The sequence below is a fragment of the Paenibacillus sp. VMFN-D1 genome (assembly GCF_003386155.1).
GTDB lineage: Bacteria > Bacillota > Bacilli > Paenibacillales > Paenibacillaceae > Paenibacillus_AQ > Paenibacillus_AQ favisporus.
In genome coordinates this window covers 271279-294094 of record NZ_QRDU01000003.1, presented here as the reverse complement: position 1 = coordinate 294094, position 22816 = coordinate 271279, and the positions used below count along the sequence as shown (strand labels likewise).

General features: G+C 55.0%; 23 protein-coding genes and 1 riboswitch. Of the genes, 7 read left to right on the top strand and 16 right to left on the bottom strand.

The features are described from left to right. Positions 1 to 63: 63 nt before the first annotated feature. A complete protein-coding gene (locus tag C7820_RS22410) occupies positions 64 to 447 on the bottom strand; it encodes a MerR family transcriptional regulator (RefSeq protein WP_116232919.1) in 384 nt (127 codons plus the stop codon). Between the two features lie 327 nt (positions 448 to 774). Between C7820_RS22410 and C7820_RS22405 the strand changes: the two genes are divergently transcribed. Continuing rightward, positions 775 to 1815, top strand: coding sequence for an NAD(P)-dependent alcohol dehydrogenase (locus C7820_RS22405; RefSeq protein WP_116232918.1), 1041 nt, complete (start codon positions 775 to 777; stop codon positions 1813 to 1815). A gap of 126 nt (positions 1816 to 1941) precedes the next feature. Here the strand turns inward: C7820_RS22405 and C7820_RS22400 are convergent, their stop codons facing one another. Next, entirely contained in the window at positions 1942 to 2604 is a 663-nt protein-coding gene (locus C7820_RS22400) for a histidine phosphatase family protein (protein WP_258875353.1), read from the bottom strand. A gap of 249 nt (positions 2605 to 2853) precedes the next feature. Here C7820_RS22400 and nfsA point away from each other — a divergent pair, with 249 nt between their 5' ends. The 3 genes from nfsA (at position 2854) to C7820_RS22385 (ending at position 5091) form a co-directional block, all read left to right on the top strand. After that, entirely contained in the window at positions 2854 to 3597 is a 744-nt protein-coding gene (nfsA, locus tag C7820_RS22395; RefSeq protein ID WP_116232916.1) for an oxygen-insensitive NADPH nitroreductase, read from the top strand. 154 nt (positions 3598 to 3751) lie between these two features. Next, positions 3752 to 4021 carry a hypothetical protein gene (locus C7820_RS22390; RefSeq protein WP_116232915.1) on the top strand — a complete coding sequence of 90 codons (270 nt, stop codon included), beginning with the start codon at positions 3752 to 3754 and terminating at the stop codon, positions 4019 to 4021. A 254-nt stretch (positions 4022 to 4275) separates the two neighbouring features. Beyond that, a complete protein-coding gene (locus C7820_RS22385) occupies positions 4276 to 5091 on the top strand; it encodes a hypothetical protein (protein WP_116232914.1) in 816 nt (271 codons plus the stop codon). Positions 5092 to 5194: 103 nt separating this feature from the next. Here the strand turns inward: C7820_RS22385 and C7820_RS22380 are convergent, their stop codons facing one another. Further along, positions 5195 to 5644, bottom strand: a complete 450-nt coding sequence (locus C7820_RS22380; RefSeq protein WP_116232913.1) for a nuclear transport factor 2 family protein — start codon at positions 5642 to 5644, stop codon at positions 5195 to 5197. A gap of 54 nt (positions 5645 to 5698) precedes the next feature. Further along, the gene (locus tag C7820_RS22375; RefSeq protein ID WP_258875352.1) at positions 5699 to 6391 is read right to left on the bottom strand and encodes a VOC family protein; all 693 of its coding nucleotides are present in this window, start codon (positions 6389 to 6391) and stop codon (positions 5699 to 5701) included. Between the two features lie 46 nt (positions 6392 to 6437). Between C7820_RS22375 and C7820_RS22370 the strand changes: the two genes are divergently transcribed. Then, positions 6438 to 6953 (top strand): SRPBCC domain-containing protein, encoded by a 516-nt coding sequence (locus C7820_RS22370; RefSeq protein ID WP_116232912.1) that lies wholly within the window; start codon positions 6438 to 6440, stop codon positions 6951 to 6953. Positions 6954 to 7030: 77 nt separating this feature from the next. On the opposite strand, the gene C7820_RS22365 is transcribed toward C7820_RS22370, so the two are convergent. The 9 genes from C7820_RS22365 to C7820_RS22325 all read right to left on the bottom strand — a co-directional run bounded on the left by C7820_RS22365 (position 7031) and on the right by C7820_RS22325 (position 14637). Continuing rightward, the gene (locus C7820_RS22365) at positions 7031 to 7885 is read right to left on the bottom strand and encodes a TatD family hydrolase (protein ID WP_116233138.1); all 855 of its coding nucleotides are present in this window, start codon (positions 7883 to 7885) and stop codon (positions 7031 to 7033) included. A 41-nt stretch (positions 7886 to 7926) separates the two neighbouring features. Further along, positions 7927 to 8745 carry an ABC transporter ATP-binding protein gene (locus tag C7820_RS22360; RefSeq protein ID WP_258875350.1) on the bottom strand — a complete coding sequence of 273 codons (819 nt, stop codon included), beginning with the start codon at positions 8743 to 8745 and terminating at the stop codon, positions 7927 to 7929. Between the two features lie 27 nt (positions 8746 to 8772). Beyond that, positions 8773 to 9531: an ABC transporter permease gene (locus C7820_RS22355; protein WP_116232910.1), complete on the bottom strand. Its 759-nt coding sequence runs from the start codon at positions 9529 to 9531 to the stop codon at positions 8773 to 8775. Next, positions 9528 to 9821: a thiamine-binding protein gene (locus C7820_RS22350; protein ID WP_076172706.1), complete on the bottom strand. Its 294-nt coding sequence runs from the start codon at positions 9819 to 9821 to the stop codon at positions 9528 to 9530. The genes C7820_RS22355 and C7820_RS22350 overlap by 4 nt, the downstream gene beginning before the upstream one ends. Before the next feature lie 54 nt (positions 9822 to 9875). Continuing rightward, positions 9876 to 10928: an ABC transporter substrate-binding protein gene (locus C7820_RS22345; protein ID WP_116232909.1), complete on the bottom strand. Its 1053-nt coding sequence runs from the start codon at positions 10926 to 10928 to the stop codon at positions 9876 to 9878. A 215-nt stretch (positions 10929 to 11143) separates the two neighbouring features. Further along, a riboswitch (TPP riboswitch) is annotated at positions 11144 to 11256 on the bottom strand. Between the two features lie 74 nt (positions 11257 to 11330). Further along, positions 11331 to 11717, bottom strand: coding sequence for a VOC family protein (locus tag C7820_RS22340; protein WP_116232908.1), 387 nt, complete (start codon positions 11715 to 11717; stop codon positions 11331 to 11333). A gap of 187 nt (positions 11718 to 11904) precedes the next feature. Further along, positions 11905 to 12504, bottom strand: a complete 600-nt coding sequence (locus tag C7820_RS22335; protein WP_116232907.1) for a CGNR zinc finger domain-containing protein — start codon at positions 12502 to 12504, stop codon at positions 11905 to 11907. Between the two features lie 13 nt (positions 12505 to 12517). Next, positions 12518 to 13258 (bottom strand): MBL fold metallo-hydrolase, encoded by a 741-nt coding sequence (locus C7820_RS22330; RefSeq protein ID WP_116232906.1) that lies wholly within the window; start codon positions 13256 to 13258, stop codon positions 12518 to 12520. A gap of 149 nt (positions 13259 to 13407) precedes the next feature. After that, positions 13408 to 14637 (bottom strand): MFS transporter, encoded by a 1230-nt coding sequence (locus C7820_RS22325; protein WP_116232905.1) that lies wholly within the window; start codon positions 14635 to 14637, stop codon positions 13408 to 13410. A 173-nt stretch (positions 14638 to 14810) separates the two neighbouring features. Here C7820_RS22325 and C7820_RS22320 point away from each other — a divergent pair, with 173 nt between their 5' ends. Together C7820_RS22320 and C7820_RS22315 are read left to right on the top strand one after the other, a co-directional pair. Beyond that, the gene (locus C7820_RS22320) at positions 14811 to 15269 is read left to right on the top strand and encodes a pyridoxamine 5'-phosphate oxidase family protein (protein ID WP_258875349.1); all 459 of its coding nucleotides are present in this window, start codon (positions 14811 to 14813) and stop codon (positions 15267 to 15269) included. Between the two features lie 241 nt (positions 15270 to 15510). Further along, entirely contained in the window at positions 15511 to 17775 is a 2265-nt protein-coding gene (locus C7820_RS22315; protein WP_116232904.1) for a bifunctional 2',3'-cyclic-nucleotide 2'-phosphodiesterase/3'-nucleotidase, read from the top strand. A gap of 171 nt (positions 17776 to 17946) precedes the next feature. On the opposite strand, the gene C7820_RS22310 is transcribed toward C7820_RS22315, so the two are convergent. The 3 genes from C7820_RS22310 to C7820_RS22300 all read right to left on the bottom strand — a co-directional run bounded on the left by C7820_RS22310 (position 17947) and on the right by C7820_RS22300 (position 22765). Continuing rightward, positions 17947 to 19338 carry an MFS transporter gene (locus C7820_RS22310; protein ID WP_116232903.1) on the bottom strand — a complete coding sequence of 464 codons (1392 nt, stop codon included), beginning with the start codon at positions 19336 to 19338 and terminating at the stop codon, positions 17947 to 17949. A 250-nt stretch (positions 19339 to 19588) separates the two neighbouring features. Next, positions 19589 to 20179: a TetR/AcrR family transcriptional regulator gene (locus tag C7820_RS22305; protein ID WP_116232902.1), complete on the bottom strand. Its 591-nt coding sequence runs from the start codon at positions 20177 to 20179 to the stop codon at positions 19589 to 19591. A gap of 252 nt (positions 20180 to 20431) precedes the next feature. Continuing rightward, on the bottom strand, positions 20432 to 22765 hold the full coding sequence (locus C7820_RS22300; protein WP_116232901.1) for a glycoside hydrolase family 65 protein: 2334 nt from the start codon (positions 22763 to 22765) through the stop codon (positions 20432 to 20434). Positions 22766 to 22816 lie beyond the last annotated feature (51 nt).

Sequence of the window (22816 nt, the reverse complement as noted above, 5' to 3'; positions counted from 1 at the left end):
GTGTAAATCATCTCCCCCGTCTCCTGAGAACAGGACTGATGCCTGGCAATATGGCCCGGTCGGTCAAATTTTAATGTCCGCATGATTCCTTTGAGCTTCGAGCACGTCGTACAGTGCCAATTTATAATTGATTTTATCCAAATTGCGGTAGAGATCGGCTATTTTGTTTTCAATATCTTTTTTATGCTGGAGCATCATCGCTTTACGTTCCGAAATGGTGAAGTCGCCCGCTTGATACAACTGGACATATCTCTGTATCTGCACGATTGGCATGCCCGTTGCCCGAAGTGCGGTAATGAAATGGACCCATTCCAGGTCCTCATCATCGTATTGGCGTTTTCCGTTCTCATCACGTTTGACATGAGGGAGCAAGCCTTCATTTTCATAGTACCGGAGCGTGGAAGCCGATATTCCAGTCATCTGCGTGACCTCTTTTATACTGTTCATGGATACACCCCTCTGTATTTTTTTATTAAAGTTAACTTTAGCATAAGTGATGTTCGGAAGTAACTGAAATGAGCGGCTGGATAGATCGAAGGCCGATGGGGCAGGCAGCAGGTTGTTGGAGAAAACGGAAACACAATATGAAAAACAGAGGATATTAAGCGGAATCTGCGTAAAGAACTCAGGAATAGGAAGTGTTTATGCCAAAGGATCGTGGTCTCTGAAGTGATGAAAAAATACCCTTGACTTAAAGTGAACTTTAAGATTTATGCTAAACATGCAATCCAATAAGGCAATCCAATTCCATGAGTAAAGGAGTAGTGAGAAAACATGTGTAAAACACGCGTGCTCAGCGCCCCAGGCGCCAAAAAGCCTTTTGAAAAAACAACGATTGAGCGGAGAGAGCTGCGGCCGGACGACGTTTTAATCGATATTCATTACAGCGGGATTTGCCATTCGGATATACATAGTGCCTACGATGAGTGGGGCGGGGGGATATTCCCTATGGTTCCCGGTCATGAAATTGCCGGCATCGTAGCGGCCGTAGGCTCGGAAGTAACCCGATTTGCGGTAGGTGACCGCGTTGGCGTGGGCTGCTTTGTAGACTCGTGCGGAGCGTGCGAATACTGCCTCATGGGGGAAGAACAGTATTGCACGAAGGGCGTCGTTCAGACCTATAATTCGCTGGATTATGACGGCAATCCGACCTATGGCGGGTACAGCCAAAAGATCGTCGTTACGGAAAGATTCGTAGTCCGGATCCCGGAAGGTCTGGAGTTGAGCGAGGCAAGCCCGCTGCTCTGCGCCGGCATCACCACCTATTCCCCATTGAAGCATTGGAACGCTGGTCCCGGCAAAAAAGTAGCCATTGTGGGGATGGGCGGACTCGGCCACCTGGCGATCCAATATGCGCATGCCCTGGGTGCGGAAGTCACGGTTTTTAGCCGCTCCATGGGTAAAAAAGACGAAGCCCGGAGCTTCGGCGCAGACGATTACTTTTCCACCAGCGATCCGGATACGTTCAAAACGCTGGCCGGCCGTTTCGATCTCATCCTGAACACCGTATCCGCGAATCTTGACGTTGACGCGTATCTATCACTCCTTCGCGTCGACGGTACGCTTGTGAATGTCGGTGCACCGGGCACGCCGGATCAGTACAACGTGTTCTCCTTAATTATGGGCCGCCGCAGCATTGCCGGATCGCTCGTAGGCGGCATTCGGGAAACGCAGGAGATGCTTGAATTCTCAGCGGAGCACGGCATTGCCCCTAAAATTGAGGTGATCCGCGCCGACCAGGTCGACGAGGCTTATGAACGCGTCCTTCGCAGCGACGTGCGGTACCGGTTCGTCATTGATATGGCTACACTGTAATGAAGCCATATTTCGATGTGGAACTCGCTCAACAGATAACGGATCGCCATGTGCTTCATGGACAGATCCATCCGAGCCCTGGCAGGGACTTTGCCACAATTCCCTGCCGGGGTTTTGTGCTGCCGCTTACTTCTGAAGATGCTGGATGGAGGCGAACCCGGCCAGAACGAACCCGCCGTGCCCGCCGGACAGGACGGTCGTGATCGAGCACTCCGGCACCAGCTCGCTCTGCCTGGAGACGAAGGAGGGGTGCCAGCGGTTCAGCTCGCTCTCGGGAAAGGTATTGAGCAGAAAATCCGTGATCAGTCCGCCGTGGGTGACCAAGGCGAGATGTTGGCCCGGATGCTGCAAAGCCTGCTCCGACAGCAGCGATGACAGCCGGTCGCCGGCCTGCCGCGCGGAGTCGCCGACGGGTGGGACGTAATCCCGGTCGTTCGTGCATCGTTCCCACATGCGCACAAACGCTTCGAAGGTTTGGCCGGGAAGGTCGCCCCAGTTGGCGCGCTCCCTGAGGCGCACATCGGTGTGCACGGGAAGGCCGGACGCTTCAGCGATATATCCGGCCGTGTCCGCCGCCCGCCGGAGCGGGCTGGACACAATCGCGGCCAGGGGCAGCCGGCCTAAATGCCGGGCGGTCTGACGGGCTTCCAGTACTCCCTCGGGGGATAGCGGGACATCGCCTATGGCGCGGACCTTGGTGCCGTGCCGGACGAGATAAAAGGTGGTGCTGGTGGCAATCGGATTCATGAAGGGACCTCCTTGGCATAGACCGTTAGTGTTGCGTTTCAATCGTTAACGTGATTAACAAACAATATTTGATTTAACGTAAGTGAAATTAGATAATCATCTAAATGAATTCTAATGGATTTCTATGAAAAATAGAAACAGGGGAAGCTACAGCGCATCCATTTTTTGAAAGGACGAGGATTGGTTTATAATAAAAGGGTCCATGTTTGCCTGTATTCACGCGATTGCAGGTGCGATACAAGTCATGAGGCGGCTAGACAATAACCACTCGCGTTAGGAGATGTATGACTGATGAACGAGGTTATATCCTTAATAAAAAACCACCGCTCCATCCGCAAGTTCAAGAATGAACCGGTCACGGAGGAGCAGCTGAACGAGATCATTTCTGCGGCACAGTGCGCTTCCACTTCCAGCAATGTTCAGGCCTACAGCGTTATCGCTGCCACAGACCCGGCCCTAAAGAAGCAGCTGGCTGAATTAGCCGGCAATCAGGCCTATATCGAGGAATGCCCGGTGTTTCTGATCTGGTGCGCGGATTTGCACCGTTTGGATCAGGTCACCGCCGGGCACATGGCCGGCCGGGAGTCGTACGTGGATTCGACGGAGAACTTTATCGTGGCCACGGTCGATGCGGCCTTGGCGGCACAGACGGCGGCGGTCGCCGCGGAATCGCTCGGGCTTGGCATCGTCTATATCGGCGGCGTCCGTAACCGGATCGCCGAATTGTCCAAGCTGCTGAACCTGCCGGAGCTTGTCTACCCGGTATTCGGCATGTGCCTGGGTGTGCCGGATCAGGAGCCGGGCATTCGTCCGCGGCTGCCGGTGGAGGCGGTTCTGCACCGCAACGGTTACAACGAGGAGCGGATTCAGGAGCCGGTGCAGGCATATGACCAAACGATGCAGCGCTACCTGTCCGAGCGTACCGGCGGCAAGCGGGATACGCCATGGTCGCAGATTATGGCCGATCGTTTGGCCGAGCCGATCCGGCTGCATATGCGGGAGTTTTTGAGCGGCAAAGGCTTTATGGGAAAATAGCGGCATACAGCGTTAAACCTTCATTTTCGGGACATCCGGTGAGGGCACACTCCGATGGAATTCGATCGATTCCATAGGTTTTTTCTTCAACCCACACGCCTTCTACGATTCTGCATATAACAAAGTAGAAAAGTAGAATGGAGGTGGTTGGATCATGGCAAAATACGCCCGCTCCGGCTCGTTTCACTATACAACTTCGGGCACGAAGACGCTGTTCACGGTCCCGAAAGGCGTGGACGGCACGTTGGCGATATCCAACAACAGCGCCAAATCATTCGTGCTGCTTTTGAACGATACCGTGACCATTGCCGTCAAGCCTTTTAGCATTGCCCGAATCGGTACGCTAAGTGGTGGTTTTTCGACGAAAGTATCGATCCGCTTAAAAGGAGCAACAGACGGGTCCTTTATTTTTCAACAAACCTGATGATATATCTCCCGAATCGATCCTGATGAAAAGGAGGCTTACGTCCTTGGACGCAAGTCTCTTTTTTTGTGCGATTGTTGTGCCGATTTTCCTTTTCCTGGGTAAATAACTTAGGAATGGTGACAAAACCTTCATCCAAAAGTAACGGAGCCGCCCTTTTATAGACAAGCAGGGGTCACTATAATGCTTATAATCGCATATCCCAGATTGAAAGATATAGAAATGATCATTTTATGGAAAAGGAGCAGCCATACATGCGGACAAGATTCAAAATGGTACTGCCGGGATGCTGTATGCTTCTGGCTTTGGCGGGTTGCACGGAACCGGGCGGCTTGAATGACGGCCTCGGAAGGACTCCAGCTCCCATCAGCGCCGGCGAGGAGGCAGGTAAGCCTGGCAGCGTGGAGAACGGGCATTCATCAGGTGGGGCAGCCGGAGTGACGGAGCAGGGTGCGCAGAGGAGTAACGCCTCTTTTGCCGATCAGATGAAGGCCCTGACGAACACGGGGACGGTGAAAAGCTTGAGCTATTCCCGGCTCACCCAAAAATACGTATACATTAAATCGACGGCCAGCAACAGCTTTGAGGTCTATTTCGGAGACTATCAGGCGAAAACGGAAAAGCTCGTCATCAAGCATACATACAGCGCCAAGGAGTCAAGTGTATCCCTAAGCCCCACCGGGCCTTACTTTATCGTCAACCGGGTAACGAGCCGCAATCCCGACCGCTATAAATCGGAACTTTACTATACCGGAGATTTGAAGCCCTACGCGGTGCTGAACACCTTTGGCGAGCCCAGATGGGACGAGGATGGCAGGCTGATCCGGTCTACGGAGTATTTCGATAAGCATCCGAATACGTACCGAAGCCAGATCAGTGTGGATTCCTTGAAAGCCGTGCCGGAACCGGACGAGGTGTTCGCTGAGACCGTCACCGTGGTGAAGGGTCCCGAAACGTCCCGGAAGACCGGCGTTATCTTCAACGTGACCAAGGTGGACAAAAACATGATCTACTATCAGGAACTGAATCTGGATACCAAGCGGATTGAAAACAAGCAGAAGCTGTATTAAGACGAGGCATCACCTTCAACCCTTGATCAGTTAATCCGCCCCGAATGGATACTTGCACTTTAAAAGCTGGCGCCCCGCAGCGGGGCGCCGGGAACATCGATTTCTACTCATGTGATTCGATTTGCGCCGATCCCGAAAGCGGTGTGGTGTCGAGGTATCTGACCTCGTAGACGCGCTCGGCGAACTTCCAGCCGTCCTCTGTGCGCTGGTAGCGGTCATGGTACACGGCGTAGTTCAGTCCGCTCCTGCCGTCTTGCAGGCGGGCGAGCTCAGAGATGTAGGCACGGCCGGCCGCGGCATCGCCATCGATCTGGATCGTGCCCGGGTGTGTGGTTTGCACGAAAAAATCCCACTGGCTTTGCAGCCGCTTGCTTCCGTCGCGAATCTGCTCCCGGCCGGTGAGTTCAACGCCCGCACCCGGAATCCGCCACACGCCATCCTCTGTGAACAATGACGCTAGACGGTCGGGGTCGCGCATCATCACCGAGTCGGTGAACTCGCCGCGCAGTGCTTCGATCTCGAAGCGATCAACAATACTCTCAATGCTGCTCATTGCTTTTATCCTCCTCTGTGTTTACAGTGCACTTTTTCTCCGACAACTCAGCCTTTATATTGGGATAGAAGGTGCACCTTCGGCAAATTCGCCCGCGTAGGAACGTTCGTGTAACTCCGTGAGTGTTGCTCCCTCCTGCCAGGCTTTCAAAAAGGTTTCCGGATTCACCATGACTCCGAGTGCTTCGACGGGATTGGAACATTGCTGAAGCGCGCGCATGGCTTCCAGACCCTTGAGCAAGTCAGGTCCGTAGTTGTCGACTTGGAGTTCCAGGGCATTGTTGTCAGGATCGCGGTAATAGAATGACGTATTTGGACCATGGTTCATCGCCATGTACGGCAGCAGCCCCTTGTGTTTCAGACGTTGGTACGTCCGCATGAGATCGTCAATGCTGTAGATGAATGCTACATGATGCATGCCCGCGCTTGCGGGTACCTGTTCGATACATGCGGGATCATGAAAGAGAACCAGGCGATGGTGAGCCAGATCGAAGGTGTAAAAACCACCGATACCCTCCACTTCCAGGGACGGTGTGACCCCGAGGAAGGTGCGATAAAACGCCCGCATCTCCAGAAACCTTGCCGTTTTAAACCCAATGTGGTGCAGCTGCATAGGCGGAATCCCTGCCTCATCAAGGCGGTCTGCCTCATGTTGTGGAGTGTCCATCATCTGTTCAGTCATATAGAAGATCAGCTCCCATTCATTTTTTATGCGATTTGCATGCCGCCGGCTGACAAACAAATCCATTTGCGCTATCATGTGACTATAAAGTCACTTATGATACCCTCATCATATGTTACCAAAAAGTAACGTGTCAAGCGAAACAAAACATTTTTTTGAACTGGAGCGTGAAATGAAAATGGAAAACAACCCCCGTCATGTAAGTCGGATCGCGATTAAGGCAACCCCCGAGCAGGTTTGGCAAGCGATTACGGATCCGGCCAAGACGTCAAAATTTTGGCACCATTGCGCCTTCCGTTCCGATTGGCAAATCGAGTCCCCATTCGAACTATGGAACGGGGAAGAGAAGAGGGCGGAAGGAATCATTCTCGACATTGATCCTCCGAGTAAACTCGTTATGAGTTGGCGGTATGTTGCGTTTCCGGGGGCGAAACACGAGCCCCCGATACGCATTACGTGGGAGATCGGTTCACATGAAGACCTTATGGGCGTAACCCTCGTCACCGTTGTGCATGATGAACTGGACCAAGCCGCTGAAACCGCAAAAATTGTTGAAAGGGGATTTCCGATCGTGCTTTCAGGCTTAAAGACGCTGCTTGAAACCGGAGAGACGCTCGTTGGCGGATAACACCCGAAGATAGGTGAAATTGAATTTGGAGAGGGAAAAGAAAAAGGCCTGTCCGTAGCGGGCAGACCCCTTTTGATTTAGCGCGGAAGGCCGTAAAAACGGCAGGCATTGGCATGCAGCAGCGCCCTGGCTTCCGGCAGGGGGACGCCACGAATGCTGCTCCATACCAAGGCCACCTCTGCGGTCATGCGGGGATGGGTCATCTGACCGGCGAACGGCCCTTCGAACGGCCATGGCCCGTCGGTCTCCGTCATCACCTGGGAGGCGGGATACCGGCGCGCGAGCTCCTGGATTTCCGCCTCGTAGGCGATATCCGGCGTAAACGAGACGTAATATCCGCTATCCGCCATGCGCCGCACGGTGTCCGCCGATCCTTTGAACCAGTGGAAATGGGCGCGGGAGACGCCGTACTTTTCCAGCAGATCGCAGGCGATATCCGCATCCTCGTACACGGCATGCAGCACGATCGGCTTGTCATGGTCCCGGGCAAAACGTACGAAGCGCTCAAGCAGCGCCTCGTACGGTCCGTTATCCCAAGGAAGCCCGGCTTCGGCAGCCTCCAGCCGCGAGTAGTACGGCAGGCCGACTTCGCCGACGGCGACCATGTCATCCGCATGCTCCGCCATCCAGCCGAAGAGCGCGTCGATCTCGCGGTCAGCAGGGAGCGGCTGCTCGGGATGGAAGCCGAAGGCGGGATAGACCTGCCCGGGCCAAGTCTGGGCAAGCCTCAGATTGGCCTGGCTCGATGCCAAATCCATGGACACGCCGATGACGGCTTCGACGCCGGCATCTTTCAGACTCCCGAGCAGCGTCTGTGTCTCGTGCTCCTTATAAGTATCGAGATGAATATGGGCATCGATCAAGGGCGCGAGCGGCGACCGGTTCGCCTCCGCCGGCGATGCGGATGCCGCCGCTGCCCGGTCAAGGATCATCTCTTGGCCGTTTGCGGGGTTTACTTCGCTGTGGTTGCCGCTCATAGGCGTGAACCTCCTTGCTGTGCAGCCTGCATTTTTCGCTGCTCCTCTCGCATCCATTCGCTCAGCTGACGCTTCAGCTGCAGAAACTCGGGAGCCTCCGTCACTTCCTCGCGCCGCGGGCGCGGAAACGGCACGTCAATGGCGTGCAGCACCGCGGCCGGCCGGCTCGAGAAGACGTAAATACGGCTCGAGAGCAGCAGCGCCTCCTCGATGTTGTGCGTAATGAAGAGAACCGAGCGGCGGTTCTCTTCCCAAATGTCGAGCAGCCAGCGCTGCATGTCGCTGCGGGTCAGCGCATCGAGCGCGCTGAACGGCTCGTCCAGGCACATCAGCTCCTGCGGGCTGAGCAGCGCGCGGAGAAAGGCCGCCCGCTGCTGCATGCCGCCCGACAGCGTATGCGGATGCGCCTTCTCAAAGCCGGCCAGGCCGACTTTGGCGAGCCAGCGCCGCGCGTCGTCACGGGCCTCCCGGCTGACGGGGCCGTGCACCTCCTGGGCCAGCAGCACATTGTCCTCGATCGTCCGCCAAGGGAACAGGGCGGGCTGCTGCGGCATGTAGCTGATATGCCCCTGCTGCCCGGTCACCTCGGCGCCGTTCATCCGGACGGTGCCGGCATCCGGGCGGGTCAGCCCGCCGATCACGTGCAGCAGCGTGCTCTTGCCGCTTCCCGACGGTCCGATGATGGACACGAATTCACCTTGGCCCACGGTCAGCGAGATGTCGTTGAGTACCGGCAGCGTCCGGCGCTTCTCTGTGAAGCTTTTGCTGACGGAGACGATCTCCAGTGCTGCAGGCGTAGTTTCTTGATTTATCACGGCAATTCTCCTTTCCGGTCAGGCCCGCTAGCCCTGCTTTGGCTTCCAGCGGACGAACCATTTTTCGAGCAGCGCAATCAGCCCGAACATCAGCAGGCTCAGCACGACGATAATCATGATCGCGACGAACATGCGGTCGGTGCGGTAGCCCGATTTTTGCAGCATCATATAATAGCCGATGCCCTTGTCGGCCCCCAGCCACTCGGCAATAATCGCTCCCATGACACTGTAGGTGGCGGCGATTTTAATGCCGGAGAAGATGGAAGGGAGCGCGTGGGGCAGCTCCAGCTTGGCGAAGATTTGGCCTTTGCCCGCCCCGATCATGCGCATGTAGTTCATCATGACGGGATCGGTCTGCTTCAAGCCGCCCAGGGCGGCGACCGCTACAGGGAAAAAACAGACGAGCGTGATGACGATGATCTTGGGCAGGAGGCCGAAGCCGAACCAGATCATCAGCAGGGGGGCGAGGGCGATAGTCGGGATATTTTGGCTTAGAATGAGCAGCGGATACAGCGCCTGTTTTAAAAACGGAATCAAATGCAGAATCAGTGCGATGACCAGCCCAATGGCGGTTCCGATGGCGAAGCCGAACACGGTCAGCTTCAGCGTGGCCCATACATGCTCCCACAAGCCCCCGGAAGCGGCCGCAGCTTCCCGGGCGATGTCGCTCGGCGCAGGCAAAATCCATTGTTCAATATGGAACAGGGAGGTCAGCAGCTGCCACACGAGCAAAAAGAAGATGACCGCCACGAGGGGCGGCCATACGTTTTTCCACCAGCTTCTCATGGACGGTACTTCTCCGTCAGCTTGTCCATGCTGATTCCGCCGGGATTATGGGCGATTTTGACCTGGGAGATGATACTCGGGCTGCCTGCGGCCACCAGAGCTTCGTGCATTTTGCGCACGACGTCCAGCAGCTCCTCCAGCTCGCCCTCCATCGTCGTTTCCAGCGGGTGCACCTCATGCTTCACGCCGGACTGCTGAATGACCTCAATGGCGCGGTCGACGTAAGCGTAAGAGTCTTCGTTGCCCGGCGTCTTCGGGATTACCTGAATGCTTAACAGCGTATTGGCCATGCGAATCTACTTCCTCTCTTGATAAGATTACATGTATTTTAGGTTAGATGCGGCTTACTGTTCCGGCAAAAAGTCGTTCGTGTACGCGCTCTTTACGTCCAGCGGCTTGTCCAGCAGCTTGTGCTCGTACATCCAGTCGGAATAGCCCTTCCAGATTTGTTCCTTCTGCTCGCCCCAGCGGGCTGCGTCGTCCTGATATTTAGGACTTAACCATTTCTGGCTTTCGATCACCAGCTGCTTATCGAGGTCGGGCACGTCCTTCAGCAGCAGGTTGGCAGCTTCTTCCGGCTTGTCGATCGCGTACTGATAACCTTTGGCGGTCGCGCGCATAAACGCTTTAACCAGCTCAGGGTCGTCCTTGATCTGCTTCTCGTTCGTTACGAGAACCGGTGTGTAGTAGTCCAGCTTCTCGGAATAATCTTTGACATACAGCATGTCCAGCGGCTCGCCGCGCAGCTTCGCCTCGATACCGGTCCAGCCGTAGAAGATCCAGGCGAAATCGATGTCCCGCTTCACGGCGGTAAAATAATCGGCGTCGCCCATGTTGACGATTTTCACCTTCTTCACGTCCGCCTTGTCGATCTCCATGATGGAGCCCATGACGGCTTCCTCCACAGGGGAGCCCCAGCCGCCGTACGTTTTGCCTTCAAAATCCTTCGGCGTCTTGATGCCCCGGTCCACCGGTGCGGCAAAGCCCGACGTATTGTGCTGGATGACCGCGGCAATCGAGACGAGCGGAACGCCCTGCGTGCGGGCCTGGGTCACGCTCTCCTGATAGCTAACGCCGAAGGGTGCTTTGCCGGAAGCGACCATGGCGTCCGCGCCGGTGGAGCCCGGCTGCACGATTTCGACGTTCAAGCCTTCTTTTTTATAGTAGCCCAAGTCTTTGGCGACATAGAGCCCGGTATGGTTCGTGTTGGGCGTCCAGTCGAGGACGACTTTGACGTCCTTCAGCGGCTTCGCTGCAGTGTCGTCCTGGCCTGCCGTGCTGTCGGAAGCGGATGTACCTTCTCCGCTGCCCGCATTGTTCTGGCTGCCGCCGCATCCGGCAAGCGTCAGTACGAGCATGCAGACCAGCATCAGCAGGCCGATGGATTTGTTCTTCATGGCTTTCTCTCTCCTTTGATGTCCGGCCGTTCTTATTCTCTCTGTAAGCAACGACCGGTGATCCCCTCTCCCCGTTATATTTAGAATCGTAAGCCGATCTGAGTGACTGAATCATCGAAGCATTCGCAAGGCGTGATCCCGTTTTTCACTAGTATGAATGAAAAAAGCGCCCCGTAAACGGGACGCTTCATATGCGCAAGATCAGCACGGATTGTATGCCGTGACAAACGGTTTCCTACGCTGGCATTACCCAGATCAGGTTAAAAGGGTCAGTATCTTGAAGGGATACAATCTCAGCCGGCCAATTCCAGCACCCCGGATTCTATAAGGTTTTCGGGTTGTTTTCCTCCCATATTATAGTCCATCCCCATGGGGGTGTCCAGACATCCGCCCGATTCCAGATTATCTCTGGAAAAATTCGATCCATTCTTTTTCCGGACCATAGATAAAGAAATATTGGTATCCGTTGGGCAGGGTCACGATTTCCTGATCGATCAGCTCCACGCCGTCGAGCGCCTGAATCCGCTCAAATTCCTTCTGAATGTCGTCGACATGGATCGCAAAATGGTGCACTGTGCCTTCGGCCGGCAGGTCGTAGCTGTAGCCTTGAATGAGCTCGATTTCTGTCTCGTTACTGTCCCCGAAGCCGAGAAACGCCAGCTGGAACACGCCGTTGGTGTGCGTCAGCCGGCCTTTCAGCTCCAGGCCCACGATCTCGGTATAAAATCGGATGGTTGACTCCAAATCCCGTACGACGATGCCGACATGATCCAAACGTTTATTAGCCATATGTATAAGCTCCTTTTCATAGTACTTATAAGTAATGGGTTGCCCTAAATTAAGGCCATTATAGCATTTAAATCCGAGTTGTACAGTGGGGGATGGAAAGTCCGCCATATCAATGAAGGGCAGTCAGCAACGAAATAGAACCACTAAAAAAAGCCCGGGCTGTCTATCAGACGATCCCAGGCTTATTTTAGTTCCCGCGCTGCTTCTTCTTCGCATAAAATTCGGCCGCCTTATGGCGGTTGCCGCAAGTGTCCATGCTGCACCAGCGCCGCTTGCCGCTCTTGGAGGTGTCCACAAAGTGCAGGATACAGTCGTCATGCTCGCAGATCCGGATGCGGTCCGAAGATACGCTTGCCAGCGTCTCGAACAGGGAGCGGACGATGGGGTACAGCACGCCTTGGACGGCGGTTTGTCCGTAGGTGATGAGATGGGGGAGGCCTTGGGCATCCCGCTCAGCCCGGAGCGCCACATCTAACCGCGAAGCTTCGGCCTCCATGGCGGCGAATGCCTTATCCGACAAGGTACCACCATGGTCCAGGTCTTCTAGAACGAGCCGGCACACGCCGCGCAGACGGAGCAGTTCGGGCAGCAGGTCTTCCCGCGTCACAGCTGAAGCTGCCCCTGGGGTATTGTTCAAGCCGTGCAATTCATTATCGTGGAGCCATTCGTCCAAATATCCCGGCTCCTCCAGCATATCCGTGACCCGGTGCTCCCGCATGCGCACCGTATTGGCGAGATTGATCCACAGGGCGCCCCCCAGCACGTTGCGGGAAGGGGATTTATCCATGATGCGTCATCCTTTATAGAGTAATCGTTTCCTTTGTGTTCAGGAATGCTATGTCCATTGTATCACCAACTGCAGCCCGCAGGCGATTTTGCCAATCGGGAGTCTGCAGGTATACAGGCGGATGGTGGATGGCGGTATGGTGGATCGGCACCAGCCGTTTGGCCCCGAGAACGCGTGCGGCCGCGGCCGCTTGTTCCGGAAGCAGCGTGATCGGCATGCCGCTGGGCGGCTGACGATCAGGACGTTCCAGAACGGCACCGTTCACCGGCAGGCATACCGCATCGAATGGGCCATGAGCCGCGGCAATTTTCCACCAGTAGCCGTGCCACAGCGTATCTCCGCAGTGGAGCAGGCGGTGCTCGCCGTCGCTCAACGCCCAGGCGATCTGCACGTCTCCGACCCCGTCGACGGAGTACGTGGCGGTTGCGCCCAGCGCACCGATTTGGAAGGCATCGCCGACGGAAGCACCGATTACGCGGTTGAGGCCGCTATTTTCGGCAAGGAGGACGCTCTCCTGCGGGAGGTACACGGGAATGTCAACCCCATAGGCATCGATGATGGCCTGTGGATCAAAGTGATCCGTATGCTCATGGGTGATCAGCACCGCATCTGCCGGGCCGTATTCTTTAAGCGGGAAGAGCGCTTCGTGAGACTGGCCGTATCTTTCCGGAAAATGATAAAGCGGGTCAATGACCACCGATGTGGCTCCTGCCGTCACTCGAATGCCTGCCCAAGGAAGCTTTTGAAGTTCCATGTCATCCATCTCCTTTGTATAACCACTAAAATTTTTATTACAAGTTATAACTGGAGTATAACTGCATTTTTATAACCTGTAAATATATTTTTAGGGGTTATACAAAAATAAAAAAAGCGGACCGGCTGGCCCACTTTTAATTGAATAGCTTATTTTCCTGCACCTGACGACCCTTGCAGTCCGCTCTGGTGAACCAGCTTCCGCCGCTGCAGCTGGAAAGCCGCAAAGCTGAGCACGACCATGCCGGCGGTGAACACCGCGAGCATCCAAGCCGACTGGTTTACTTCCAGATGGTCCAGGCTCCAGCCCATGATAAGCGGCAGGATGGCTCCGCCGACGCCGCCGGAGGCGATCAAAATGCTGGGTGTCGATTCTTCGCTGCCCTGCAGCAGCTTGCTCGCAAATACGAGCGCAATCGAAAAGATCCCCGACATGAACAGCCCAAGCAGCAGGATGACCGCGAAAGCCGACCATACCTGGCCCATCAGCGGGAACACGATCAGCAGCACCAGGGTGATGAGGCAGCTGAACAGCACGTAGACCCGGTAATGAATCTTTTCGGCGACGACGCCGGCAAAGATCCGGCCGACGGACATCGCGATCCAGAAGCAGGTGACACTGAGCGCCGCGGCGGCTTCCTTCATGCCCATTTTCTCAATCAGGATGGCGGGCATAAAGTTGGCCAGGCTCATCTCGGTGCCGACGTACAGAAAGAAGAATACGATAAAGAGGACGAGAATACCGAAGGCTCCGCCTTGATAAGGGAAGCGTTTGGCCGAAGATTGCTCTTGACCCGATACAGAAGCGGCAGGCCCTTTGGCGCTCAGCACGGCATCGATTTCACCGAAGGAGGCCTTCGACCAGAACAGCAGCGTGACGAGGGCGATCAGCGAAATGACGAGGAACGAAAACCTCCACCAGCCCTCCGTAATGAAGCCGCTTGCGATCAGCGGCATGACCATGGCCCCGACCCCGAAAAAGACCTCCAGGCGGCTCATCGCCACAGCGGTTTTATCGGTAATCGCCGCAATAATAATGGTCCCGATCACCGCTTCGATCATGCCGAAACCAAAGCCTGCGCACACGGCAATGGCGTACAGCCATTCCCAAGGCGGCAGCAGGGTATAGACCAGCTCGGCGGCCGTAAGCAGGCCGATGGCGATCAGCAGACCGCCCCTTTTACCAAAACGGCGGTTCAGCCACGGCGATACGAGCACACCGGCCAGAAAACCGGCGAACTGGGTGAAGATCAGCGTCCCGCCTTCGCTGTATTCGCGGTGATAATGCTCCAGCAGCACGGGAAGGACCGATCCCAGCACGACATGCGCCAGGCCGATCAGAAAATAGGATAGACATCCTATCCAAATGAGTCGTTTCATGAGGAACTCCTTTACAGTATTAAATTCTTGGTGCGGACAAGCCGGATAACGGCCGGTATCTCCATCATAACAAGGTATTCAGGGCACGTCATGCCTATTCTTGGATAAAAGCTGACGTGTTCCAAGGTTCATCCTATACCGGACAGGGTACACTATGGATACGGGCTGCGCCCATGGACAACACGAAGCAGAAAGGAGCGGATCATCTAGAGATGGAAGCGAAAATCATCCTGGAACAAAATCTGGCCAAAATACTGGATCACAACCAGTTTTGCTCATTTGCCACAGTGGAAGGCAACCGGCCGAAGCAGCGGTATATGGCTTTATATAATCAGGGCCTCAGCATCCATCTGGTCACCGACCGCAAGACGCATAAAGTCGAGGAACTGGAGGGAAACCCTCACGTTTCCCTGCTGCTTGGCTATGAAATCGGGGGATCGCGGGAGGTGGTGGAGATTGAAGGAACCTGCAGAGTAACGGCTGAGGACTCCCTGCGCAAGCAGATCTGGAAGGAAGAATTCAAGAAGCAGTTTACCGGTCCCGATGATCCGGATTACGTCCTGCTTGAAATTACGCCCGTCCGTGTAGAATATACGGGAAAAGACGGGGAAAAGCACGAATGGATCGAGTAGATTTACTGTGTCCATAAGCAATTGGAACCATTTTCATAGATCCGTGATACGCCCTGATGCTCGAGACCTTGTTCTCGGGCATTATTTTTTGGGAATTGGATGTATTTGTCTTTATTTCATAGGTTACATCGATATAAACTACTCTTGTAGACAGAACTTAATTTAACAATGGTTAGTTAAATAAAGGGGTTAAATTTGTTCTGCCCACCGTACTCGATGTACATCTATTAGGAGGGGTAACATGTCGAAGTCCCGTAAAAAAGTCCTCAAAGGCATCACCGCCGCAGCCGTTGCGATCAACGTGCTCGCCGTTCCAATGGTGCCTGCATTTGCGGACAGCAGCAGCAACGGATCCAAGGTGAAGCTGCGGATCATGGAAACATCCGATTTGCACGTGAACATGGTCAACTATGACTACTATGCGGACAAGCCCACTGACGAATACGGGTTTGCCAAGACGGCCAGCCTGATCAAGGCAGCCAGAAACGAAGCGAAGAACAGCCTGCTGTTCGATAACGGGGACTTGATCCAAGGGAATCCGCTTGGCGACTACGTGGCCAAAGTGAAACCGCTTAAAGAGGGCGAAGTGCACCCGGTTTACAAAGCGATGGACCTGATGGATTACGATGCCGGCGGCGTCGGCAACCATGAATTCAACTATGGCCTGGACTTCCTGAAGCTGTCGGAAAAAGGAGCCAACTTCCCGATTGTCAACGCCAACGTCTACAAGGACGACGGGGACAAGGATGACAGCAACGACGTGAACTATTTTACCCCTTATACGATTTTGGACAAAAAGGTAACGGACGAGAACGGCAAGGAGCAGACGATCAAGGTCGGTGTGATCGCATTCGTTCCTCCGCAAATTTCCCAATGGGATAAAGCCAACCTGGAAGGCAAAGTCATCGTGAAGGACATGGTTGAGACCGCCAAAAAGTTCATTCCGCAGATGAAGAAGGAAGGAGCCGACGTCATCGTCGCCATTCCTCACTCCGGCTTTGAGGATATTCCGGAGACGCCTTTGATGGAGAATACCGTTCTGTATCTGAGCAAGGTGGAAGGTATTGACGCCATCCTGTTCGGACATGCCCATAAAACGTTCCCGAGCGCAGAATTTAAAGGCAAAACCGGCGTCGACCTGGAGAAAGGAACGATTAACGGCGTTCCTTCGGTCGAACCTGGATTCTGGGGCGATCACCTCGGCATCATCGACCTGAACCTGGAGAACGTAGACGGCAAGTGGAAAGTGGTTGACTCGAAAACCGAAGCGCGCCCGATCTACGATACGGCGAACAAAAAGGCGCTCGTTGACGCCGATCAGGAAATCGTGAACGCAGTTAAAACGGAGCATGATGCAACAATCGATTATGTACGCGGACCGGTAGGCAAAACCAGTGCGCCGATCAATAGCTATTTTGCACTCGTACAGGACGATCCGTCCATTCAAATCGTCACCAACGCCCAGAAATGGTACGTCGAGAAAAACCTGAAGGGGACCGAATACGAAAACCTTCCGGTGCTGTCGGCAGGGGCTCCTTTCAAGGCAGGCGGACGTAACGGCGCTTCGTATTATACGAACATTCCGGCCGGAACAATCGCGATCAAGAATGTCTCCGACCTCTATGTGTACCCGAACACCGTGCATGCCGTTGTCGTTACGGGAGCCGAAGTGAAGGAATGGCTGGAGTGGTCCGCAGGCCAGTTTAACCAGATCGATCCTTCCAAGACGACCGAGCAGCCGCTCGTGAACATGGACTTCCCGACATACAATTACGATGTCATCGACGGCGTAACGTATCAAATCGATGTGACCCAGCCGAACAAATACGATGCAAAGGGCACGGTAGTGAATCCTTCGGCAAACCGTATCAAAAATTTGCAGTTCGACGGTAAGCCGATCGATCTGAAACAGAAGTTTGTTGTGGCGACCAACAACTACCGCGCTTCGTCCTCGAAGCTCGCCAACCCGGACGGCAAGCGGATCATCATGGCCGCTCCGGACGAAAACCGTCAGGTCATCATCGACTACATCCGCGACAACGGAACCATCAACCCGTCCGCTGACGGCAACTGGACTTTTGCGCCGGTGGATGCCAATCTGAACGTGACCTTTACCTCTTCTCCGGATGCGAAGGACCTTGCGGCCAGCAGCAAAAACATGAAATACATCGCCGCGGCCGAGGACGGCTTTGCCAAGTACGGACTCGATTTGTCGGTCAGCACGGCAGGTACGGCACCAGTGACGCCTCCGGCAACCACACCGGAGAAGCCTTCGAAGCCGTCCGAGCCATCGACGCCGGCGCAGCCTTCGAAACCGTCCACGCCGTCCAAACCGGCTCCGGCACCGGAAACGAAGCCTACCGGCAAAGTATACGTCATCAAGAAGGGTGACAACCTGTACCGCATCGGCATCAAGTTCGGTGTGGACTGGAAGACTATCGCCCATGTCAACGGCATTACGAACGTGCATGGATTGAAGGTCGGACAGCAAATTATGATTCCGTAAGCTTCAATCTATAGATGCCATTCGGGATATAAAGGGAAAAGACGAAAGAGCAGAGAAGTTTCTGCCTTTCGTCTTTTTTTGTTTAATAGAAAATTTATGAATGTCCAGGAGATCCCGCAAGGTACCCGGATCGGCATGGGGGTTTGCGGCGGAGCCAAGCAGCGGGGCGAATTATGAGCCGATACCGGCGCGGGTGTTCTGCTGCGGTGCCGCGCTGCGTCCAAAGCGGAGCAGGTAGATGGCGGCAACGATGATCATCATGACGGACAGCACAAGGAAAATACTGCTGTACAGATAGCTGCCCGGATACGTGTTCAGCGGGTTCCAATGGGCAGATGAGCCGGTGTCGAGAATGCTGCTGTACACAGAGGTGGCAACCGCTGCGCCAATGAAGTTCAGCATGCTGAGCAGCCCCATGCCGACACCGGTCTCTTCCTTGGCCAGCGTTCGGGAGACGGTGTTCGAGAGCGCGACCTGCATGAAGGTCTGACCGACATTGCTGAAGATCAGCACGACGGCGATGATCCAGGCATTGATGCCGGCAAAGGCGGAGAGGAGAAAGAAACCGATCATTTGAAGAAGGGCTGCGATGCAGACGACGAAGAGGTTGCCCTTCAGGTCGGCGAACTTTCCTCCCGCGAAGCCAAGCAGCGCGGAAGCCGCGGCACCCGGAATCATGATCAATCCGATGATACTGGCGTCCAGATGATTCGACTGGGTTAGCAGCTGCGGGATCAGGAACGGGATCGAGAAAGCGATACAGGAAATGACAAAGGCAATGCCGATCCCAAAAGTATAGTTTAGATTCCGGAACAGCCGGGGCTGCACGAACGGATCGGCTGCTTTGCGGATACGGATGACGAACAGGATAAGCAGCAGCGCTCCGGCGGCTGCCGGAATCCAGCCTCCACCGGTCAAGGCGAACAGGATCAGACCGGTCGAGGCGGCGAGCAGTCCGCCGCCCAGAACGTCCATGCGCCCACTGCTTTCCTTGGCATCGTCAAGGTATTTCCGGTAAAAGGGCAGGGTGAGCAGGACGAGGACCGAGAAGCAGAAGAGCCAGCGCCACCCGGCGTAGCCCATAATGAGCCCGGAGACCACGGGGGCGAGCGTATTGCCGACGGCGAGGCCGATCGCCGACTTGCCGAGGGCGCGGCCCCGGGTCTCCGGCGGGAAATAGCGGACGGGGATGATCATGGCGGCCGCCGGGATCACCGACGATCCGGCCGCCTGAAATACCCGGCCGATGACGATCATCCAGTAGGCGCCGGCGGCGAGCCCGAAGACGGAGCCGAGCACGAACACGATCAGCCCGATGGTGATCAGTTTTTTCAGGGCGTATTTGTCCGCCAACTTTCCGTAGGTCACGGAGCCGACCGCATAGACGAGCATGTAGGCGGAGGACACCCAGCTGACCTGGGCGGCGCTCAGGTGAAACTCCGCCCGGATGCCTGGCAGCGCGATATTGAACATGGAAACGTTCATGACCGAAATAACCAGCGTGAACATGAGAATCTGGATCAGTTTGTTGCCTTGATGGACGGACTCGGGCGTAGGTTTCATCGTTATTCCCTTCTTTCGGATAAGTGATTAGCTGAGGAGCCATTCGGCGGCGGAGAAAATGTCTGTCAGCACTTACTGACATATAGTGCGGAAAAGCGCTGCAATATGCGCTTTTTTTAGCCCAAAGCCTTTTATTGACTGCAAAAGGGCATTAATATCCAAGGTATACGCCCGATTTGAAGAAATAGATGCACTTATTGGCGGTCGAGCAGCGGGTTCAACGCCACGCCGGGGTACTCTTTCATAAAAGTTAAGGCGTTAACGCCCTGGTGAACAGCCGGACGCTTTCCTCAATAAAGGCGTCCATCTCGATATCCGTAAACGTTTGGACCGCATGGGTCGTATTGAGGAAGGCCCCGAGGTTCATCCACATAAAGGAAACCGCCGTCAGGGACGGATCCTTCGTGAACAGCTTGCCTTGATCGGACATGTGCTTGAAGTAATTCGTCAAAATTTCATGAAGTTGTCGGGGGTGGTTCTGGGTGTTATTCCTAAAGCCTGGCAAATGATCTCCGACCTGCATGCTGATCATAACCAGCTTCCGGTTACGGTTCATAATTTTATGATAGGTCCGGCTGATCATAAGCAGGTCTTCGTGCAAATTTCCCGTGAGATTTTCCTTGAAGATTTTCTGCATCTCAGCTGCGTACAAATAACGGTCATACGCCTTCTCCAGCAGGTTCTGTTTGCTGCCGAAATGACGGAAGAGCGTCTTCTCGCTCAGCCCGGCTTCAGCGGCGATTTCACGTGTGGACACCCCGTCATAGCCTTTGGCGGAGATGAGATCGATTGCCGCCTGCATCAGCTTATCCTGGGTGCATAACTGGTTGTTTTCGTTCATGTGACTCTGCCCACTTTCCATGTTCTGACTGTCAGTACTTACTGTCATCATAGTCTTCGGGTTTGCCCTTGTCAAGGGCAAACGCCCGCTCTTTGCATAGGAAAAAGCAGCCCGGCTTCATAAAGCCAGGCCGCTTTTCGGCGGTGGAGTTGATATTAGTCCAAGACAGTATGCTCAATGTAGTTTACATCTGCACTGTTCAATGTCAGTTACTCTGTACTGCTCAATGTCACCTACGCTGCACTGTCCATGTCAGCCTACAATTACGCTGCTGCTCGGATTGGCGATGCCTACCTGGACATGACCCAGCCCGCCGAGCTGATAGCCGCGCCCGTAGACGCTGATACTGACCGGATTTTCGGTCTCATTGGTCACGGTCACATCCTGCTCGCCGACCGTTACTTGGAGACGCGCGCCGCGGAACATTACTTTGAAGGAGAAGGCGCTCCAATGTCCCGGATTGAACGGATTCAGGTGCAGCACTCCATCCTTGACGCGCAGCCCGCCGAACCCGTGCACGACGGACATCCAGGTGCCGGCCATGCTGGTGATGTGGCAGCCGTCCTCGGTGTCGTTGTTGTAATTGTCCAGATCTAGGCGCGATGTGCGCAGATACATTTCGTACGCCTTCTCCCGGTAGCCCAGCTCACAGGCGATGATCGAGTGAACGCAAGGGGAGAGGGAGGACTCGTGCACGGTCAGCGGTTCGTAAAAGTCGAAGTTCCGCTTTTTCGTATCGAGGTCATATCGGTCCCCCAGGAAAAACAGCCCCTGCAGCACGTCAGCCTGCTTGATGTACGCCGAGCGGAGGATCCGGTCCCAGGACCAGTTCTGGTTCAACGGCAGGTTCGACGGGGCCAGGTCCTTGACCGGCGTCAGATCCTTGTCGAGGAAGCCGTCCTGCTGAAGGAAAATACCGCGCTCCGCATCAACCGGATAATACATTTTCGCAAGGATGTCGCCCCATTTGGCCGTTTCTTCGGGGGCCAGCGCCAGCTTGGCCACCAGCTCCTCGTAGTGTGCCGGGTCGCTTGCCTGAAGGTCGGACAGCACCTGCAGCGTGTATTCCATCGTCCAGCAGGCGATCCGATTGGTGTACCAGTTGTTGTTGACGTTGTTTTCGTATTCGTTCGGCCCGGTCACGCCCAGAATCATGTACTGGTCCTTGGCTGGGACGTAGTTTACCCGTTCTTCCCAGAAGCGGGAAATTTCAACGAGCACCTCCACGCCGTATTGGGCGAGGTAGCTGTCATCGCCGGTGTAGTTGACGTAGTTGTAAATGGCGTAGGCGATCGCTCCGTTACGGTGGATTTCCTCAAATGTAATCTCCCACTCGTTATGGCACTCTTCGCCGTTCATCGTCACCATCGGGTAGAGTGCGCCTTTGGCAAAGCCGAGTTTACGGGCGTTCTCGCGCGCCTTCTCGAGGTGCTTATAGCGGTAGATCAGCAGGTTGCGGGCGATTGCAGCATCCGCCGTGCTCAGATAGAAAGGCAGGCAATAGGCTTCGGTGTCCCAGTATGTGCTGCCACCGTATTTTTCACCGGTAAAGCCTTTGGGCCCGATGTTCAGCCGGTCGTCCTCGCCGGTGTACGTCTGGTTCAGCTGAAAAATGTTAAACCGGATCGCCTGCTGCGCCGCCACGTCCCCTTCGATCACGATGTCGCTCTCGCGCCATTTGGCCGCCCAAGCCTGCACCTGCTCCTCATAGAGATGCCCGAAACCGGCAGCAGCAGCTTCCTGAAGCGCCGATCGTCCGGCGTCCAGCAGCTGGGCGTACCCGTAGTCGCGCGAGGTCACGTTCGCTACGTATTTGTAGATGACGGTCTCCTCATGCTGCTTGGCTTCCACCTGTACGCGGTAGCCGGCGTACTTCTCCTGCTCGATCTGCTCCGGTTCCAGCGCCAGCTTGGCGCCGTTCTGATGGATTTCAAACGTCATGACCGAGGTGACGTGAAAATCGAGCTTTTTGGTCCGGACCGTTAGTGCGGCGTTGTCCGCGGTCACTTCCTTGTGCACTTCGACCCAGAATTTCTCGTCATAGTTTGAGTCTTTGTTCTGCACATCGCCGTCCAAGTACTGCGTGACGGTCAGCGTTCCGCTAAAGTTCAGCGGCGTCACCGCATAACGGATCGCTCCGATCTCATGCCGAGCCAGGCTGACGAAACGGACCGCCTCGACGCGAATCTCCTTCCCATTCGGCAGGGCGGCGGTAAAGCTGCGCGACAGCGTACCTTCCTTCATGTTCAGCACGCGTCTGAAAGCCTTGACCTGACAGGCTGCGAGATCAAGCTCGGTGCCATCAACCGAGATGCCGATGCCGATCCAGTTGGTGCTGTTCAGCACCTTGGCAAAATACTCGGGATATCCATTTTTCCACCAGCCCACCCGTGTTTTGTCGGGATAGTAGACACCGGCCATGTAGCTTCCCTGCAGAGACGGACCGCTGTAAGCCTCCTCAAAGTTGGCGCGCTGGCCCATATATCCGTTGCCGATGCTGAAGACGCTCTCGGATATTTCCTGCTGCTGGGGATCGTACTGCTCCTCGATAATATTCCATGGGTCCAACGTTAGATATTGCTTCATAATGAATTGGCTCCTTCGAAAAAAGTATTATTAATCCCTTGTTATGAGACG